Origin of the sequence: Sphingobium lactosutens DS20, assembly GCF_000445105.1 — a bacterium.
GTDB classification, from domain to species: Bacteria; Pseudomonadota; Alphaproteobacteria; order Sphingomonadales; family Sphingomonadaceae; genus Sphingobium; species Sphingobium lactosutens.
On record NZ_ATDP01000089.1, the window covers coordinates 78,510 to 94,997 of the forward strand.

Annotated in this window: 19 protein-coding genes and 1 pseudogene; 15 read left to right on the forward strand and 5 right to left on the reverse strand. The window is 62.7% G+C overall.

From position 1 onward, the window contains the following. The first annotated feature begins 1 nt into the window (after window position 1). Window positions 2-1,084, forward strand: coding sequence for a DUF5983 family protein (locus RLDS_RS40365; protein WP_021226105.1), 1,083 nt, complete (start codon window positions 2-4; stop codon window positions 1,082-1,084). Between the two features lie 21 nt (window positions 1,085-1,105). Here the strand turns inward: RLDS_RS40365 and RLDS_RS40370 are convergent, their stop codons facing one another. Then, window positions 1,106-2,494, reverse strand: a complete 1,389-nt coding sequence (locus tag RLDS_RS40370) for a DUF6880 family protein (RefSeq protein WP_021226106.1) — start codon at window positions 2,492-2,494, stop codon at window positions 1,106-1,108. A 434-nt stretch (window positions 2,495-2,928) separates the two neighbouring features. Between RLDS_RS40370 and RLDS_RS40380 the strand changes: the two genes are divergently transcribed. The 12 genes from RLDS_RS40380 (at window position 2,929) to RLDS_RS40425 (ending at window position 12,634) form a co-directional block, all read left to right on the forward strand. After that, window positions 2,929-3,771 carry a hypothetical protein gene (locus RLDS_RS40380; protein ID WP_021226109.1) on the forward strand — a complete coding sequence of 281 codons (843 nt, stop codon included), beginning with the start codon at window positions 2,929-2,931 and terminating at the stop codon, window positions 3,769-3,771. 60 nt (window positions 3,772-3,831) lie between these two features. After that, window positions 3,832-5,034, forward strand: coding sequence for an ATP-binding protein (locus RLDS_RS0128160; protein ID WP_031298156.1), 1,203 nt, complete (start codon window positions 3,832-3,834; stop codon window positions 5,032-5,034). A 12-nt stretch (window positions 5,035-5,046) separates the two neighbouring features. Then, complete coding sequence (locus RLDS_RS40385; RefSeq protein WP_021226110.1) at window positions 5,047-6,330, forward strand: hypothetical protein; 1,284 nt, start codon at window positions 5,047-5,049, stop codon at window positions 6,328-6,330. Between the two features lie 39 nt (window positions 6,331-6,369). Beyond that, entirely contained in the window at window positions 6,370-6,576 is a 207-nt protein-coding gene (locus RLDS_RS0128165) for a hypothetical protein (RefSeq protein ID WP_031298157.1), read from the forward strand. Between the two features lie 97 nt (window positions 6,577-6,673). Beyond that, on the forward strand, window positions 6,674-7,303 hold the full coding sequence (locus RLDS_RS40390; protein ID WP_236616851.1) for a hypothetical protein: 630 nt from the start codon (window positions 6,674-6,676) through the stop codon (window positions 7,301-7,303). Further along, window positions 7,300-7,521 carry a hypothetical protein gene (locus tag RLDS_RS56975; RefSeq protein ID WP_021226112.1) on the forward strand — a complete coding sequence of 74 codons (222 nt, stop codon included), beginning with the start codon at window positions 7,300-7,302 and terminating at the stop codon, window positions 7,519-7,521. The genes RLDS_RS40390 and RLDS_RS56975 overlap by 4 nt, the downstream gene beginning before the upstream one ends. Window positions 7,522-8,137: 616 nt before the next feature. Beyond that, on the forward strand, window positions 8,138-8,608 hold the full coding sequence (locus tag RLDS_RS40400) for a DUF736 domain-containing protein (RefSeq protein ID WP_014076245.1): 471 nt from the start codon (window positions 8,138-8,140) through the stop codon (window positions 8,606-8,608). Window positions 8,609-8,695: 87 nt separating this feature from the next. Next, complete coding sequence (locus RLDS_RS40405; RefSeq protein WP_021226114.1) at window positions 8,696-8,974, forward strand: hypothetical protein; 279 nt, start codon at window positions 8,696-8,698, stop codon at window positions 8,972-8,974. A 71-nt stretch (window positions 8,975-9,045) separates the two neighbouring features. Next, window positions 9,046-10,056, forward strand: a complete 1,011-nt coding sequence (locus tag RLDS_RS40410) for a DUF2493 domain-containing protein (RefSeq protein WP_021226115.1) — start codon at window positions 9,046-9,048, stop codon at window positions 10,054-10,056. 70 nt (window positions 10,057-10,126) lie between these two features. Beyond that, a complete protein-coding gene (locus RLDS_RS56980) occupies window positions 10,127-10,759 on the forward strand; it encodes a DUF6117 family protein (RefSeq protein WP_236616852.1) in 633 nt (210 codons plus the stop codon). A 100-nt stretch (window positions 10,760-10,859) separates the two neighbouring features. After that, the gene (locus tag RLDS_RS40420; RefSeq protein ID WP_021226117.1) at window positions 10,860-11,840 is read left to right on the forward strand and encodes a DUF2493 domain-containing protein; all 981 of its coding nucleotides are present in this window, start codon (window positions 10,860-10,862) and stop codon (window positions 11,838-11,840) included. Window positions 11,841-12,121: 281 nt separating this feature from the next. Then, on the forward strand, window positions 12,122-12,634 hold the full coding sequence (locus tag RLDS_RS40425; protein ID WP_021226118.1) for a hypothetical protein: 513 nt from the start codon (window positions 12,122-12,124) through the stop codon (window positions 12,632-12,634). A gap of 15 nt (window positions 12,635-12,649) precedes the next feature. Here RLDS_RS40425 and RLDS_RS40430 read toward each other — a convergent pair whose 3' ends face one another. Next, window positions 12,650-12,886: a hypothetical protein gene (locus tag RLDS_RS40430; RefSeq protein ID WP_031298160.1), complete on the reverse strand. Its 237-nt coding sequence runs from the start codon at window positions 12,884-12,886 to the stop codon at window positions 12,650-12,652. Window positions 12,887-13,084: 198 nt separating this feature from the next. Between RLDS_RS40430 and RLDS_RS40435 the strand changes: the two genes are divergently transcribed. Both RLDS_RS40435 and RLDS_RS40440 read left to right on the forward strand, forming a co-directional pair. Then, window positions 13,085-13,432, forward strand: coding sequence for a hypothetical protein (locus tag RLDS_RS40435; protein ID WP_021226120.1), 348 nt, complete (start codon window positions 13,085-13,087; stop codon window positions 13,430-13,432). A gap of 606 nt (window positions 13,433-14,038) precedes the next feature. Beyond that, complete coding sequence (locus RLDS_RS40440; protein WP_021226121.1) at window positions 14,039-14,221, forward strand: hypothetical protein; 183 nt, start codon at window positions 14,039-14,041, stop codon at window positions 14,219-14,221. A 95-nt stretch (window positions 14,222-14,316) separates the two neighbouring features. Here RLDS_RS40440 and RLDS_RS0128175 read toward each other — a convergent pair whose 3' ends face one another. The 3 genes and pseudogenes from RLDS_RS0128175 to RLDS_RS40450 all read right to left on the reverse strand — a co-directional run bounded on the left by RLDS_RS0128175 (window position 14,317) and on the right by RLDS_RS40450 (window position 16,278). Next, window positions 14,317-14,976, reverse strand: coding sequence for an alpha/beta hydrolase fold domain-containing protein (locus RLDS_RS0128175; protein ID WP_052034125.1), 660 nt, complete (start codon window positions 14,974-14,976; stop codon window positions 14,317-14,319). A 13-nt stretch (window positions 14,977-14,989) separates the two neighbouring features. Beyond that, window positions 14,990-15,220: pseudogene (locus tag RLDS_RS40445) on the reverse strand (zinc-dependent alcohol dehydrogenase); the annotation flags it as partial. A 56-nt stretch (window positions 15,221-15,276) separates the two neighbouring features. Then, on the reverse strand, window positions 15,277-16,278 hold the full coding sequence (locus RLDS_RS40450; protein ID WP_021226124.1) for a sensor domain-containing diguanylate cyclase: 1,002 nt from the start codon (window positions 16,276-16,278) through the stop codon (window positions 15,277-15,279). Window positions 16,279-16,488 lie beyond the last annotated feature (210 nt).

Consider the following 16,488-nt stretch of genomic DNA (forward strand, 5'->3'; position numbering starts at 1 on the left):
CATGACCAACTATGCCCCCCTCCATCTCGAAATCGCTGCCTGCCTATGGGAGGCGGTCCTGGCCTTGCGTGATCGGCCTGCCGCCGATCCCGATGCGCTCGAACGCGCCCTGGCGATCCGCGGGGCGTTCGATAGGCTTGGGACTGAGACCCTGCGGCCCATCATACTCAGCTGGACCGCTACGGTCGAACGGGCATTGCAGGGCCTTGATGACGATTGCCCCTTTGGCTTCGACTGGGCCTATGTCGGCCGCTGGCTGACCGAAAGCGTCGACTGGACCCATCCGCACCACCCGGTTCTACTTTCCGATGCGACCGAACAGGACGCTGCACAGGCTTGGCCAACCGGCATTGAGGAAACGCCATCGTCGGGACCGACGGATATCGCCGGCCGCGAGGATCATCTGGCCCTGCGGGCGCGGGCACGGTCGGCCATTGAATATCCTGATCACCTCGCAAACCATGCACGCAGCGAACTGATTGCGGATATCCGCGGTGCCGAGGACCATATCGAACGATCGCCCTTGTCCTGGCCGATCCACCTTCATGCCGCTGCTATCGAGCACCGCTATGGTACCAATATCCATGCCGCGATCGATGAGGCCACGCTGGACGCGGAAATCGCCGCATGGTGCCGGGAGTGGTGGAAAGAAGCTGGCGACGAGCGCGATCCCGCTACACTGGACGATGAAACCGTGATTGCCATCTATTTCGACGGGCACCCCTCGGACGGATGCGCCAAAGACCTACTCCAGGTCACGCCGCCGCTTTTCCACACAAGCATCGCTGCGAAATCGGTGGAAACCGGACGCTATTGCGTGCTCTCGACCGCGCATCTGACGGTCCAGACCGCCGGCCTTCTCGATGGCTGGGCATCCTGGCCGCCGACCGAGCGGCCGATCGACATCGCCGCTTCCGTCTACGGCTGGTTCGTACCCACCCGTTCGCTCGACGAAGCGCGCCAGACGCAACTGCCGGCAGACCTGCTGCGCCTGATGGCGTTCGGTCAAAGCCGGGGCTTCCAGTTCCTGCTCCTCGATTGCGACGGTGACCGCTCGGATGATTTGCCGGTACACGATTGGTAGACCTTGCCAGACATCATGCCGTCAGGTGGGAATCTGGCTCCAAAAGCCGATTTTGCGCCCATGGCTCCGGCGCAGAAGATCAATCCAGTCGACATGACGCATGATATCTGCTCCGGCATCAATGCCGTCCGCGAGCTTGCCGGCCGCGACGAAATCCCGCACGGCATAAGCATAATATTTCGACGCGCCACGATCGAGCACGCCAGTGACCAACTGCCGGTAGAGCAGCGTGGCGCCGACCGGATCGCTAGAGGAGAGAGCCTCGGCACAGGGGCGCAGGATGTCATAGGCTCGCCCATCCAGCTGATCGATCCGAGCTCGGACCAGCTGGCCGGCGCGCTTGAGATCCGGCCACTCCACGAGAAAGGCGAGGGCGGGGACGCCGGGATCGAACGCCATGGCCTGATCGAGCGCCTGCTGCTCCGCGTCGCAATCCTCAAAATCCGGCAGCTTCTTGAGCCAGTCGCGCAGCGCCTGGCTGTCCAGCCAGCGATCGAAGATCGCCTTGCGCTGCGCCTGCGCGTCTTCCCTGCGATCCAGGGCGCAGAGGGCCTGCAACTTCAGGTCGGCAAGCTCACGCTCGGTATGCCCGCGCTCGGTCGGCGCTTCGATCCAGCCGAGTGCCTCTTCGCAGCGTCCATGTGCGATCAGCCGTTCGGCGACTTTCGCATTGAGCAGCGCGTTTCGTCGATCAGGATCGACAGTGGCGATGTAGGCGTCAACATCATCATCCAGGTCCGCGAGTTTGGGGAGGAGCCAGCCGGCCGTATAGTCGAAACGCCTCCGCTCCGCATCGGGCAACGATGCCTGCCGCTCCAGCAGCATATGTCGAAGCGCCGCCCGGCCCTCCTTGCCCAGCGCAGGCGAAGCGGCTTCCGGCAACTCGTCGAACACGCCATAGCCGTCACTCTCGATCAGCGTCAGAATGTCGCCTGCCAGTATGTTGGGTTCCGGCGCGCCCGCGAGGGACCAAAGTTTCCCCAGATCCTCGCCACCCTGCCGGAACACATCGCCGAGCGCACCGCTGCTGTCATCTGCGCGTTCGAATACAGGTTCGGCGAGGCTGAGAAAAAGGCGCATCAACTCGATGGCCTCCTGCGGCGAGGTTTCGGCAAGTGGCCCCGCTATGCCGGCGCGCAACTGGTCGAGTTCCTGGGCGAGCGGCCGCACCTTGTCCCACTCGATAAAACTACGCGAGCGGCGGATGGTCTTCAGGCGCTTGCCGATCTCATGCGCCAATGTGCCGCTGTCATCCCTGGCCGCCATCTCCATCCGCGCGGCACGTGCGAAAATGGGATCGATCTCGGCCTGGTTCAGCACAAGCCGCGCCAGCCGGGCAGCGCCCAGGCTCTCAAGATTTTCGAGCGTCAGCTTGGATGAACTGCGCGTGGCCTTAGCGCGCGACGTCATCAACCGGCGTCTTTCCCTGCGGCGCTCCCGCCAGCGATCAGAGGCATCAGCATCGCGTGGAGCGAGTCTTCCGCACGCGCTCGACGTGAAGCGTCTGTGGAAGCAAGATCGCGGCGTATCCAGTCGGGCAAGCGGCGAAGCAGGTCGTTCAGTTTCGAATCCGCAGAATCAGGCATGCCCGCCTCTTTGCCGCAGCATCGGGCATCTGAAAACCGGAACATGCACCTGCCCACCATGTAATGCGGACGGAGGGCAGGGGGATGGAAGCTAGGGTGCATCGGGACAGCTCGAGAGGCGGATCGCCATGTGGTTGGATACCGGGCGTGTTGGGACGACGGCAAACAGGACTTGGTGTTCGATGCCGCCGTCCACACCGGCGGCGTCAATCACGCCTCGCCGGCCGCGATGCGCCTTGGAACAATGGAGAACAATGCATGACCATTCCATCCGGCGTAGCTGGCGACATCATCACCCATGTTGCGCTCAGCAGCCTCGAACGCTCGGCCTTGCAGGTCGCTCTTTTCGATCCCGCAGCCATATTATCGATCCGGGGCGGCGCGCGGCTCAACCTGATCGATGCTGACGACAGCGGCACGCTCAAACATGTCGTTGCCCTCGGCGATTATCCCGATGCGCTCTGGCGCGCGGTGGCGCCCGCCCTTGTCGAAGCTCCGACTCCCGCATCTGCACCGGTCACGCTGGCCAATCTCTACACGTCCCGCGCCGTTCCAGACCCGCAGCGCGATGCCTGTTTCATCGCGCTGACACCCGCCGAACTGGAAGCGGCGCTCGAGGCCGACTATCCCGATGCGCTGGACCGGGGCGACGCCATCGGCGCGCGCATCCATTGCATGCATCTATTGCGCTGGTTCAACGATATCGTCGCCTTCCCGCCACCCGACACGCTGTCGCAAAGCGGATGGCAGGCGGCCGCACAGCAGATCGACCAGCCCGAAGGCCCTTGCTGGGCGCCTGAGCTCCTGCTGCGCCGCCGCTCGCTGTTCCACGATCCGAAACTGGACCGCGTGTCTGCGCTGATCCGGGAAATCCAGGCTTCGCTCTGGGTTACTTGCGAGGCGCCATTCGGCGCCGGGCAAGATTTCGACGCCTATCGAGGCGGCCTGTTCAGCCATCTGGTGGTCGACGCCTGCGCACTGGGAATCCTCCACGATGACGGCGATCGCCAGTTTGCTGTCGTGACCGATGCCCTGAAAGCGGCCGGTCATGACTGGCGCAATGCTGGACCCATCATTCTTCCGGCAGCGATCGCCGCCTGAATTCCCCCACCACACGCAACGCGAACGACCGCCTTTGGCGGCGGTGAAGGAGTATGCCCGATGAACATTCCCATCAGCAATTTCACACGTGACGCCCGCGTCCCGCTCGGTCATAGCTCGACTGGCCCCCTGGAACTGGATCTCGGCAAGCTCATGTCGGGCCGCTGCCTCATCCAGGGATCATCCGGCGCGGGCAAAAGCCAGACGCTGCGCCGGATCATCGAGGAAGCCTTCGACTATCTCACGACCATCATCGTGGACCCGGAGGGAGAGTTCGCCAATCTCGCCGCGCATATCGGCGCCACCACCGTGGTCGCGCGCGACTATGCCAATGACGGGCTCACCGCACTCGCGCTGCGCACGCGCCAGCACCGGATCGCGTTGCACCTCGATCTCACCGATCTCGAACCCGATCACCGCATCGAGAAGGCGGCCGCCTTTTTCGCCGGGCTTCTGTCAGCCCAACGCGAACATTGGGCGCACACGGTGCTGGTATGCATCGACGAAGCGCATCTGCTGGCACCGCATATGGCAGCGTCCGCCCGTGATGCGGAAACCCGCCGCCTGGGCGTTGCCACGCTGACCGACATGTGCGCCCGGGGGCGCAAACGCGGCATCGGCACAATCATCGCTACGCAGCGCCTCGCCAAACTCGCCAGTTCGGTGGTCTCGGAACTGCATAATCATCTGATCGGCCTCAACGTCTTCGACCGCGATGTGGCGCGCGCCGCCGACCTGCTTGGGTTCGGCAGCGATCAGGCGGCGCTGCTACGCCTGCTTCCGCCCGGCGAGTTCTTTGCCTTCGGTCCCGCGCTGGCCGCCACGCCTGTGCTCGCCAAAATCGATCCGACGATCACACCGCATATCGGCCGCACGCCCGATCTGGTGGCCGCGGCCGATCTTGGCCCGGACGAGAGCCGCACTCTGCTCGACCTTGAAAACCTGCGCGAGGTTGCGCCGGCCAGAGCCACGCATGCCGCCATGCGGGGACAGCGTGCGCTCGACGCCTTTCTGCTCGACCCTGCCGCTCCCGCCGCCGCACGCATTGTCGGGGCCTTGGGCAACATAGCGCCCAATGCCACCACGGCAGACGATCTCGCGCGCCATCTCGCGCTACCCGCAAACGACGTGGACGCCGGGCTGGATTTGCTAGCTGCCATCGGCGCGTCCGACACGATGCCGCGGGGGGATACGCGTATTGCGCGTCTGTCGGCCCGGTTGCGCCTGTGCGTCGTCGATACGCCCGTCGTCGGCCTGGTTTGAGAGGCGCGCGCCATGACCCGGAACAGCATCGATCTCGACGCCGATATCGTCGAACTGACACCTTTTGTCCCCGAAACGGAAACCGTCCCAACCGCGCCGCTTGCGGAGCTGGCTTTTCGCGCGGACGCATGGCTGCCCGATGAGACAAATCGCCTGCGCGCCGCCTTTGCCGAAGATCGCACGATCGACGAGATCGCCGCCATGCTCGGCAGGCCCCGGGCCGGTGTCGCCACGCGTATTCATGACCTCGGCCTGCGCCGCAACTCCCGGCGGTCCTGGAGCGACTGGGACGACGAGGAAATGGCATGTTGCTACGCACATGTCCCGACGGCAACGCTGGCCGCCCGGCTCGGCCGGGGCGTGAGCGCCCTCTATGCCCGCGCGCGGCTGCTCGGCCTGTCCGAGCCCGGGTCCCCACCCTATAGTGGATGGGAAGATGCGCAACTTCGCGTCGGCTATGAACAGGGCGTTCCGGTCGCCCAGATTTCGAGCCTCATCGGGCGGCCGCTAAGCGGTGTCATCGCGCGCGCATCGGTGCTGGGCCTGCGTCATGCCTGCCAGCCCGACGACTGGAGCGACGCGGAAATGACCCGTGCGCTCAACCTCGCCGCCACGGGCGCGCGCTATATGGCCATTGCCCGGATGCTGGCCCACGAAGGCTTTCCCGAGCGCAACAGCCGCAGCCTGGGGCAGCGCCTGCGGATGCTCGGCTATGGACGGGGCTGGGGACGTGCGTGGATCGCGGAAGAGGATGATCTGCTCCGCCATGCCTATGCGACCGGCGCCAGTCTCACGCCGCTACGGGAAAGGCTGGGCCGTTCGTCCCATTCCATCCGATGGCGCGCCGAAGCCCTGAAGCTGCGCGGCACCCATGTCCGCCGCGACGGATTTCGGCAGGGGTCGGTTTGGACCGCTGAGGATGAAGCGCGTCTGCGCGCCGATTATGGCAAAATCCCGACGCGCCAGATCGCCAAGGCATTGGGACGCGGGCTTCGCGCCGTGCTCTACCGCGCCAACCATCTGGGCCTCGTCCACGGGTTCATGCGCCCATTCAGCAGCGATGAAGACGGGGCTATCCGCAGCGCCTGGACCCATGGCGTTTCGATGGTCGATGTAGCACAGGCACTTGGCCGCGATCCGGCGGTGATCGGCAAGCATGCGGCGCGTATCGGCTACCGGTTCAATGATCCAGCGAGGCCAAGCCGGGGACCGCGAACACGCCGGGCGAGCCGCGCGCCTGTGACACTGGAAAGTCTCCTCGCTCTCGATCCACCCGATCTGCCGATTGCGGCCTGATCGATTTCCATTCCCGGTTAGCTCCTTTCGGAGGTTCCCATGGCTCTGCCAGTCCCGTCCGCCTGCCTCTCACCGCTCAGAAGCCAGTTATCCTCCTTCGATCGCGCCTATCGCATTGCGCTGAACCTGCGGCGAGCCACCGGCGTTCCTCATTATGTCGTGCACGGCATCGCGCCTTTCCAGGCCTATCGCGTCACGACCCGTCCGCCGCCATGGCCCGACCGTTGGCTGGCGATGGTCGCATGAGCGCGGGCAATCGTGCGCCCGTCGTCGCGGCATGGGGGGCGGGCACCAATTCGACCGCGATGATCATCGAACTCGTCGGCGCGGCGAAATCCCTGAGATGACGTTGCTGGCCGCGATGCCCGAGCAGCCGCACACGCGCAGGCTCATCCCTGTCTTCCGGCAATGGATGGACGATCATGGCGTTCCCAACGAGATCGTTGAATATCAGGCCCGGTTCTTCAAGCATTGGCCGCCCTATACCTCGTTGCTCGATGCCTGTCTCACGAATGGCACATTGCCATCGATAGCCTTTGGGCGGCATAGCTGCTCGGCCCGTCATAAAATCTCCCCGCAGGAGAAATGGGTTAAGGCTTGGCCGCCAGCTCGGCATGCCTGGGCAAGCGGGCGTAAGGTGATGCGCCTGATTGGGTACGATTGTTCCGCTCGCGACAATCAGCGTTACTCGCATCGCATGGGGCATGTCGATCCGCTCTTCGAGTACAGATACCCGCTGAGAGAATGGGGTTTTACACGGGAAGATTGTGAGCGCCTTATCGCGGATGAAGGTCTGCCTCCTTTTCATAAGAGTTCGTGCTTCTTTTGTTCCGGAATGCAGATTTCAGAGGTCCGAGCGCTACCGCGTGACGAATTGCGCCTTATCGTTCTGCTCGAAGCACGCGCCGCGCCGAGGCTTCGAACCGTTGAAGGACTGTGGCGCAAATCGACGAAGAAACGTCCCGGTCAATGACCGCGTTCATCCGTGCCGAAGGCTTGCTCGATCCCGACGAGATCGACGAGATCATCGCGAGCGCACCGCTCGACCTTCTCGAATTCCAGCGTGCCGCCGCGGTCGTTCCGATCGAGCAACGAGCCCATATCAGCACATGGATCGAGCGTTTCAATACCGGACGGGCCTGCGTTTCCCCGCCCGTCAATGATCTGGATGACCTCTCCCGGGCAGCCTGATTTCAGGGCGTTGTTAACCATTGGATATCCCTGATACCGGAAGCCATACGGCCATTTGGGACGATGGCCGACAAGACCAGCATAGTCCGCCCAAAGGCATGCTCCGCCACCTCGCAGCCAATCCGGTCCAGTGCCTCTTGCCGTTGGTCCCACAAATTATCCCCCATGAGACAGAAGTCTACGGCGATCCCGCCGCGCGGCCCGCCGCCATATCCCGATCGCTCCCGATACCGGAAACGCACCGGCTGGTACCGTTCCAGCATGGGTCCGCCGGTTCCGCCTGCAGGGACCGCCTGATTATGCCGCCAGCTCCGCTACCGCTACGTCCGCTGGCGTAACGCCAGCGCGGCTACCGCCGCGCCTCCAGCCTCACTCCCCAGCTCCTCTTCGGCCCCGCACCTCCGCTCCGGCCGCGCGCCATGTCGCGGTGGTCGCGCAGAGTTGCGGGCGGGCCGTGGCGTTGCGCGTGGGGCAGGCGGGGCGGGCGCGGGAGGCAGCGGAGCGCTGGTCCACGGGCGGACGGCGCGCGGGGAGAGGGCGGGGCAGAGAGGAGAGAAGGACCGGGGAGGGTGTCGCCGGAGAATGGTTTTCGAGCGACATTCGAAAGGTCAAGACGATGAACATCGGTGAAATCTTCAATGTGAACAACCGCCTGACGGGCTCGATCGCCACCCGCACGATCGACCTGCCCCGCATCGGGCTGCGCAAGGTGATGAGCGAGAACGAGAAGGCTCCGGTCTACGAGATCCTCGCCCTGAACGTCGCACGCCGCTGGGTCCAGATCGGCGCGCTGTGGGAAGCCGTCTCGAAGCGCACCGGCGAAGTGTTCCTCGCCGGGAACATCGACGATCCCAGCCTGCCCGAACCGATGCCGATCGCGCTCTTCCCGGCCGATCACGGGGGCTACATGGTCGCGTGGCGGCGCGACACCATGCGTTCCGACTTCGGCGGTGGCATGGGCGTCAGCCGCACGAACTATGACGATCGCGGACCGCGCGATCAGGATGGCTTCGGCGGCAGCACTGCCGGTGCCAATGGCGAACTGACCGGCGCGGGTGCGCCGTTCGGCGAGGAGGATCCGTTCTGATCGCCGGTTGATCGGAACAGGTTCCGGGCCGGGGAGGCGTCAGGCTTCCCCGGCCCTTTTCTTTTCTCTTGTCTGAGGAGGCAGCCCATGCCGCTCCCTTCGTTGCACGACCTCGCCCCCTTCGCCGATCTCTCCGCGCTCTGCGCAGCGATCATGGCCAGTCCCGCCATCCGGGATATGCTTTCGCCGCCGTTTCCTGCGGCCCATGTTCCGGAAATCCCGGCCGGGATCACCTGCGGCGAGATCATCGCTGCCATTTACGACCTGCTCGAGGGCACGCCCTTTGCCCCGTATGCCGCCGAAATCGTCGGAGCCGTCCTGACGCGCTCGATCGCCTTCGCCAGCATCCGGGCGAACCTGCACTGATCCGACAACATGGGGGCGGGACGCCAAGGCGTCCGCGCCCCTTTTTCTTTTCATATCCACGGAGAACTTCCATGACCCGAGAACATTCGCGCAGCATCGGCCGCTTCGCAGACCTTCCGGCGCTGTTCGCCGAGATAACGGCGACGCCGGAATTCAAGCGCGCCTTTGGCGATCCTATCCCGCTTTCGATCATCAGCCCGGGAGACGAACCGGGCGAACATGACATGCCCGAGCCGCTCCACGCGCAAGCCGATTGTGCCGGCATTATCGCGACGATCTTCGATCTGCTGACCGATACCCGGCTCGATGCGCTTGCGCCCGAGATTACATGGGGCATGGTCAACAGCTTCCACTTCGTCGCCGGCAAGCTCGAGCGACAGGAGGATGCGCTGGCCGACGAGTTGCGCGACATGATGCGCCGTACCGATCCTTCCGAGGTGTTCAACACCGAACTGGAGGAGAAGCAGCTGCTGTGCCAGTCGCTGAGCGAACAGCGCGAGGCGGTCGAGTGCATGCGCGACTATGCCGCCGACACTTTTCGAGTGCTTTCGGGCCGCCCATGGTCGCCCGCTCGCGGCTCGCGCGTATCGAAGGTCGCGACCGCCACGCAGGTATCGATACAGGATTTCCTGCGCGCCCGCGAACTGGTCGAACGCGAGCGCTACCGCCCGCGTGGTCCGATCGTTGTCGCCTCTGGCCATGCCGAATGGCATGACTGGCAGCAGCTCTGGGACCGGCTCGATACCATCCTCGAGCGCATTCCGCACATGACGCTGGTGACGACCGCGCAGCGCAAGGGCTTCGATGCGATCGTGGCCTCATGGGCGGGCAACCGCGAGGTCCAGCTCGTGACCTATTCGCTGACGGGCTCGGGACGCGGTGCGCCCTTCGCGCGCAACCGCAAGCTGGTGGATCTCAAACCCGTCGAAGCCTTGCTGGGGGAGGGATCGGGCATTCAGGCGAACCTCTATCAGGCACTGCGCAAGGCAGGTGTCCCTATCCATGCCTTCCGCAAGGCGGATCAGGCTCCGGCCGAGAAGATCGCTCCGCCAGTGCGGGGCCGGCTCCGTCGGGCGGCATAAGAGCCGCGAGGTTCATTCATCCTGTCGGGGACGGCGCTTCGCGCTGTCCCCATTTTCATGGGGACGTGTCATGGCGATACCCGATCACCACCAAGCCAATTTTCAAACATTGCTGCATGCAGCCTTGAGCGGCGATCTCGCCCTGCTGGAATGCGCCGATGCGGCTTCGGGTGAACCGCGCTTTGTCGTGTGCGCCGTCGGCCGGAGCGGGGAGGCGTATCTGTTCACGCCGTCTGGGCACTTGCATGAGGGCGATCCCTTCGCCGCCTATGTCCCGCCGGCAGCCCGAGCAGGGCGCGTGCCCTCCATCGGGCAGAAGGGAGATGCGGGCATCACGAGCAAGCTCGCAATACCCTTCCATTCCCATCATCGTCATGGAAGCGTCGGTGGCGTCAAGGACGGCGGAGCCCCACCATTTTGCTGTGCAAAATCGTTGCCCCCACCGCCGCTTCGCGGCCGCGTGCCGCGGTCCGTGACCCCGGCCCTCACCGTCCATGGATTTGAGGGAGGCGCCTGGAGGCACCCATTTGCGAATCAGGGGCATCGAGCCCCAGATTCGCAAAGCCTCTTCTCTCTCTCAAGAATTCCAATGGTGGCACGGGACCGCGTCGGCCTCAAGGACGACGGGGCCCCACCATTTTTCCGGGCGGGTCGGGCGTTGCGCCTGGCCTGCTATGATGGTCGCCGCCCAAAAAAATCGTGACCCCCATCGCCGGCTACGCCGGTCGCTCCGCGATCCTTGACCCCGCCGCTCGGAGCCCGTGCCGAGGGGGGAACCTCTTTCGTTTTAACAGGAGGTTCCAATGACGACTATCAACCGCTCCGTCCGCCCGTTCTGCGACATCGCCGAATTCATCGCACAGGAAACAGCGGCCACCGCCGACGACTTCCACGCCGCCTTCGCCTCCAATCTTGAGGGCATCCGCATCGGGCGCGATGAGGAGGAGATGGCGACCGACATGCCCGATCCGAGGGAAGCGCAACTCGCCGTCGAACTCATTGTCACGACACTCTTCGACGTGCTGCGGGACAGCCGGTTGCAGCCCGCCGCCGAGCGCCTCGCATGGGGCATCGTCAACAGTTTCCATCATGTCGCCCAGCAATGGGAGGGTCAGGCCGACAAGGCGACCCGCGATGTTCAGGACCTGCTGCGGTGCGCCGACGGCAGCGAGATCCACGGCGTCGAACTCGAGCAGGCACGCGACACTCTGGAATTTCTCGACGAAGCCACCGACGCCCTGCGGTGCATGCGCGATCATGCCGCCGACGTCTTCCACACCGAAACCGGCCGGCCGTGGTCCGCGCCGAAGGGGTCGCTGGTGTCGAGCAAGCGCACCGCCTCCGTCATAGCGGCCACCGATTTCCTTGCCGCCCGCCGCCAGCGCCGGACCGATGCACACAACCCGCAAGGGCCCATCGTGATCTTCTCAGGGGGAGCGGACACGTGGTTCGATGACCGCCTTATCTGGGCGAAACTCGACGAAGCGAAAGCGAGAAACCCGATGATGCTGCTGGCGACCACCGCACAGGATAAGGGGTGCGACGCCATGGCCGCAGCGTGGGCAGCCTCCCGCAAGGTGAAGCTCGTCACTTTCCGCCTCAGTGCAAAGCTGGGCAAGCGGGCTGGGTTCGTGCGCAACGAGCAGATGGTCGGGCTGCGGCCCGTCGAGGCGCTGGTCTGCGAAGGGTCGGGACTGCAATCCCACCTCGCGCGTCTCGTGAAGGAGAAGCGTATCCCGGCGCGGTTCGTCAGGCTCAGCGATCAGGGATGGGAGGCGCAGTGAGCGTCCCCAAGAGGATCGGTCCGGTTCACCGGGCCGGTCCTCCTTTCTTTTTCGAGCGTAGCACTCGCCCCCGCTCAGGGACCCGCAGGCGGGTCCGTCGCGAGGCCGATGCGGAACCGCCAGGGCGGTCCCGGCCTCCTGCGCGCGGCTTCGCCGTGCTCGTCGCAGGGACACCCTTCGGGTGCGGTTTTGGCGGCGTCGGTTGAGGCGGCAAGGTCCGGTTCCGCCGCATAGAGGAGAGGAGGGCAGGGACGATTGGTTCATTCGAGGAGATTACAGCCATGTCCGACCATATCCTTCCATCATCCACCAACCCGGCGGTCTTCATTTCAGGATCGCTGTCCATTACCGCGCTTCCCGAACCTGTAATCGAGCGTATCGGCGGTATCATTGAGCGCGCGCTTCCTGTCCTGATCGGGGATGCGCGCGGTGCGGACCGTGCCGTCCAGCGCTTCCTTTCCGATCGCAATATCGATGCCGTCATGGTCTATTGTTCGGGCGATGGACCGCGCAATAACCTCGGAAAATGGCCCACCCGAAACATCCCGTGTTCCGGAGCGAAGGGCACCGCCGCCTTTCACACGCCCAAGGACAAGGCAATGGCGCAAGATGCGTCCTGCGGGTTCGTGATTTGGGACGGTCGCAGCCGGGGAAGCCTCGCCAATATCCACCGATTGGCAGCGCGCCGGTGCTTCATTCTCATCTGGTTTGGACCCGAAGAGCGGTTCGTCACGCTCCGATCGGATTCCGACAGGGACAGCTTTCTCGAGGCGCATCCCTGCCGGAACCTCTGATTGCCTGCGGCGCGATCAGGTCGCTGCCGGCAATCCCTTGAGCGCCGACAGCGCAACACTGCCACCTACCCGGATCGCCTGTGTCAGAAGCTCTCGGAAGTCCCTTTCCGTCAGCTTCTCCACCGGCACCTCCGCTATCATCGCGGCATATTTGCCGCGCAGGGAACGGCGCGCGCTTTCCAGTTCATCGTTCATCTTGCGCTGACGCGTTTCCAGATCGGCGAGCCGATCCCTTTCCGTCATCTTCGGCATTTCCATCGTCCTTCCCCGATGGCCTGCCCGTCACCTGTAACTGTGCCACATCGACGGACCAGCGCAAGCGGGAATTGCCGCTTCCTACGGAACCGGCGGGGCGTCGCGCCTGGCCGCTCCTGTCGATCCTTCACTGACCCATCCCATCCATCGGCCTGCGGTGCCTGTCGCCTGCGGCCCCCTTTCAAGGAGGCTTCCATGCTTGCCATCGGACCTGATTTCGATCGTTTCGTCGAAACCCATGAACCCCATTATTTCCATGCGCAGGCGAGGGGTTTCGCGCTCATTCGCAAGATCGAACGACACCTCAAAAGCGCCAATTCCTACGCTGGCCGATATTATGGCTACACCGATCACGAAACCGGCGATGTCGTGATCACCGGCGAATGTGACGAGGAATATGAAGCCGAATGGAGCAAGGCTTGCGACCTCGCCCGCATGGCCGCTCGCTCCAATGCGTATTGGATTATTCGGGCGCAGAGCCGGGACGACGAGGCGGCCATGCTCATCCATGAAGCGTACGCACAAGCCGCCCGGCAGGGCTGACCACATTCCCGGGATCGGGCCTGACGCCCGGTCCCCTTTTTTTTATTTGGGGAGACCCCACCCATTATCGACATCCCTCAGACCATCAAGCCGATTTCCTCGGTAAATCTGCAGCAAGAGTGCCCCGCGCCTTCCGGTGCGAGGCTGCGCAGCGCGAGCGCGCTGCGTAAGGCGGGACGCACGGCGCAAGGCCGTTTTGTAATGGACCCTACGCACGGGTGCTGCGAGCAGATTTTGCTTTAAGATCAGATGGGTGATGCGTACAACCAGTCGTACGCGATACCTGTCAATCGTAGTACACAGAACACCAAGCAGCACTTCTCACTTCTAATGCGTTGAGATCGAATATATTATCATGTGGTACGCGCCACACTGCGCAATCTGTAAGTGATGCGCACTCTTCTGGATACTGGCGGGTCGAACCGCCCCATGGTTCATTCTTTTGCAAAGAGGACAGCCTGTCATGGCGGAGTTGAACGAAGAGTATTTCGCGAATCTTCGCCACGCAGTCGTGAAAGGGATTTGCGAAGTATCTGCAACTCGCTAGGAAACTCATCGGCAGGGAGGGGCGATACTCTTTACATCGGGACAGCGAAGGTCTGTCAGATGCTCACCCTCCTCCTGGCGGAATTCCTCGAGGGCATTCCGGGTCTCGACACGCGTGGCGATGTGCGGCGCATCTCGGACACCGTCGCCAAGAAAATCAGGGTAGGAATCGCCGAAATTCGGCGACATCGAGAGGATACGGGCGGAACGGCTCTGCCTTCGGTCATCATCAGGAGCAACTGATCAAAACTGTCCTTTCCCATCATCTATTTCCGCGCATAGACTGCCAGTTCGCCATTCGTCAGATAATCGATAGCGCTGCATTGCGTGCGTCAACGTCATGGAAAAATGACATGGTGGATAAGAATTTCCCTCCCGACCGGCCATGCTATTGTCGATGGGGTACTGGCCTCGTTTGGACCGAGATGACAAACGGGAAGCCAGGCTAGAGCTTGGCCTGTAGCCCGTTTTCCGGTGCGCTCGATCCTGCGCCGGAAGGTTTCTGCGATGCCGGCGTGGACATCGCGAACATCATGCGGCGCGTCGGAGATGCGGGACGGATCGCCGCCGATCTCACTCCCATGTTCCGCAAGCCATTGCAGCACGGCCCAACAATCGTCGAGGCTGGCAGGATATGGGGCTTCCGGCGCACAACGATATTCTACGGAGACGAAAAGGCTTCGGGCCTCTTCGGCCAGGAAGCGGCACAACCCGTCAGTCGTATCGACGTCGCCGATGCAGAAACCGCCGCCGTGAATGAACAGCGTCAGCGGAAGCGGGCCGTCACCCTGGGGCATATAGATACGAACGCTAACCGAACCCGCTGGACCGGGAATGGTGCGGTCTTCGATGCCTCGCAGCCCGTCCGACCCGATCTCCGGCTTGGGGATGCTGAAGAGCGCGCGCAGCTCGGCTGCCGTCACGGTGTCATAGTCGATCACGGGCGCGCTCGCATTGTAGCCGGCGAGGAATGCGGCGGTCTGAGGATGGAGGGCCATATCAATGCCCTCCCACCGCGACGACATTGAGACCCATCGCCTTGGCATACTGCACGGCAAGATGGCCGAGACCTCCGATGCCGGAGATCACCACCCAGTCGCTTGGCTTGGTGTCGGTTACCTTGAGGCCCTTGTAGACGGTGACGCCAGCACACAGGATCGGCGCAATGTCGACGAACGAAACGTTGTCGAGCAGATGCCCCACATAATTGGGATCGTCGAGAACATATTCGGCAGAGCTGCCGGAATAAGGAAATTATTTTAAACGGTCCCATTTGTGCGCGGTTTTGGCGCATCGCATCAAGATGATGCGGGGCGGCTACCGCGCGCTGTTGCATTGTCCGGCGGATCGCTTCCGATCACCTCGATTCTGTTTCGTCCCTTTTCCTTCGCTTCATAGAGCGCCTTGTCCGCTTCTCGCAGAAGCAATTCATAGACTGCGTTTGGTTCACGATCTCGCTGCACGGTATCGGTACAGGCTATCCCGACACTGACACTCAATCGCCCTAGTGGGCTTGCGCCGTGCTCTATGGCAAGATCACGAACTGCGTTCGTCATTGCGGCGAGAACATGTTTCGCGCCCGCAAGAGGCGTATTAGGCAAAACAATTACAAACTCCTCTCCCCCGTAACGCGCAGCCCAGTCGCCCGGCCGACGGATTGATGACTTTATCGCGGCACCTACCGCCTGCAAGGCAGCGTCGCCGATAATGTGGCCATAACGATCATTGTAAGGTTTGAACCAATCCACATCTATCATCGCCAGAGACAGGGACTGTACGCCCCGACGGCATCTACGAGTTTCAAGTTCCAGCGCCTTTCGCAGTCCGTAGCGGTTGAGAAGGCCAGTCAGGGGATCGGTTTCGGCCTGAGCTTGGATTTTCTCGTACGCCATCGCGAGCTTCTCGTTTGACGACGCCAGTTCCGCCTCGAGGTTCTTCTGCTCCGTGATATCGACAAGCGCTACGGAAAGCAGTTTCGTAGAGCCTCGGGGGCCCCAGGGGAGCATATTCAACGATGCAAGCCAGGTTCTTCCACCCAAAGAAACCTCGTGATCGGGAATGGTCTCACCCCTGTCCAAAAGGAGATAATTTTTCTGGGCCAGGTCAATCCACTCGGGCGGCGCAAATTCTTTCATCTCCCTGCCTTTGAGAGTGTTCAGAGGCGCGCCGATGGTAGCCGCAAATTTCTCATTTGCGATTACAAACCGTAGGTTTTTGTCCAATAGGCAGGTAGCCACCGGAATGGACAAAAATACTTTTCGCATTTCATTAAGTCGTAGGCCTGTGAACATAATAATCATGTCACCAAAATGTATTGATATTCCGTAGAGAAATTCAACGATAAACCTAGTATAGCTATCGTCTCAAATATTGAAGCAGGCCCGTGTATATTTGGCGTAATCCTGCTCCGAGAATCCGTCTTTAGCCCTTGTGTGAAAGCCATTGCGCACGTCCGAAATGGCTTCCCCGTATTGCAGGCTGCATACCTCGTCCGTGGCCGGATCGCAATG

What these genes read in the sequence shown, in the direction of transcription:
- RLDS_RS40385 (WP_021226110.1), top strand. Translation starts at nt 5,047, where the DNA reads ATGACCCGGAACAGCATCGATCTCGACGCCGATATCGTCGAACTGACA.
- RLDS_RS40410 (WP_021226115.1), top strand. Translation starts at nt 9,046, where the DNA reads ATGACCCGAGAACATTCGCGCAGCATCGGCCGCTTCGCAGACCTTCCG.
- RLDS_RS56975 (WP_021226112.1), top strand. Translation starts at nt 7,300, where the DNA reads ATGACCGCGTTCATCCGTGCCGAAGGCTTGCTCGATCCCGACGAGATC.
- RLDS_RS40430 (WP_031298160.1), bottom strand. Translation starts at nt 12,886, where the DNA reads ATGCCGAAGATGACGGAAAGGGATCGGCTCGCCGATCTGGAAACGCGT.
- RLDS_RS40380 (WP_021226109.1), top strand. Translation starts at nt 2,929, where the DNA reads ATGACCATTCCATCCGGCGTAGCTGGCGACATCATCACCCATGTTGCG.
- RLDS_RS40400 (WP_014076245.1), top strand. Translation starts at nt 8,138, where the DNA reads ATGAACATCGGTGAAATCTTCAATGTGAACAACCGCCTGACGGGCTCG.
- RLDS_RS0128165 (WP_031298157.1), top strand. Translation starts at nt 6,370, where the DNA reads ATGGCTCTGCCAGTCCCGTCCGCCTGCCTCTCACCGCTCAGAAGCCAG.
- RLDS_RS40405 (WP_021226114.1), top strand. Translation starts at nt 8,696, where the DNA reads ATGCCGCTCCCTTCGTTGCACGACCTCGCCCCCTTCGCCGATCTCTCC.
- RLDS_RS0128160 (WP_031298156.1), top strand. Translation starts at nt 3,832, where the DNA reads ATGAACATTCCCATCAGCAATTTCACACGTGACGCCCGCGTCCCGCTC.
- RLDS_RS40370 (WP_021226106.1), bottom strand. Translation starts at nt 2,494, where the DNA reads ATGACGTCGCGCGCTAAGGCCACGCGCAGTTCATCCAAGCTGACGCTC.
- RLDS_RS0128175 (WP_052034125.1), bottom strand. Translation starts at nt 14,976, where the DNA reads ATGGCCCTCCATCCTCAGACCGCCGCATTCCTCGCCGGCTACAATGCG.
- RLDS_RS40425 (WP_021226118.1), top strand. Translation starts at nt 12,122, where the DNA reads ATGTCCGACCATATCCTTCCATCATCCACCAACCCGGCGGTCTTCATT.
- RLDS_RS40450 (WP_021226124.1), bottom strand. Translation starts at nt 16,278, where the DNA reads ATGATTATTATGTTCACAGGCCTACGACTTAATGAAATGCGAAAAGTA.
- RLDS_RS40420 (WP_021226117.1), top strand. Translation starts at nt 10,860, where the DNA reads ATGACGACTATCAACCGCTCCGTCCGCCCGTTCTGCGACATCGCCGAA.
- RLDS_RS40390 (WP_236616851.1), top strand. Translation starts at nt 6,674, where the DNA reads ATGACGTTGCTGGCCGCGATGCCCGAGCAGCCGCACACGCGCAGGCTC.
- RLDS_RS40440 (WP_021226121.1), top strand. Translation starts at nt 14,039, where the DNA reads ATGCTCACCCTCCTCCTGGCGGAATTCCTCGAGGGCATTCCGGGTCTC.
- RLDS_RS40365 (WP_021226105.1), top strand. Translation starts at nt 2, where the DNA reads ATGACCAACTATGCCCCCCTCCATCTCGAAATCGCTGCCTGCCTATGG.
- RLDS_RS56980 (WP_236616852.1), top strand. Translation starts at nt 10,127, where the DNA reads ATGGCGATACCCGATCACCACCAAGCCAATTTTCAAACATTGCTGCAT.
- RLDS_RS40435 (WP_021226120.1), top strand. Translation starts at nt 13,085, where the DNA reads ATGCTTGCCATCGGACCTGATTTCGATCGTTTCGTCGAAACCCATGAA.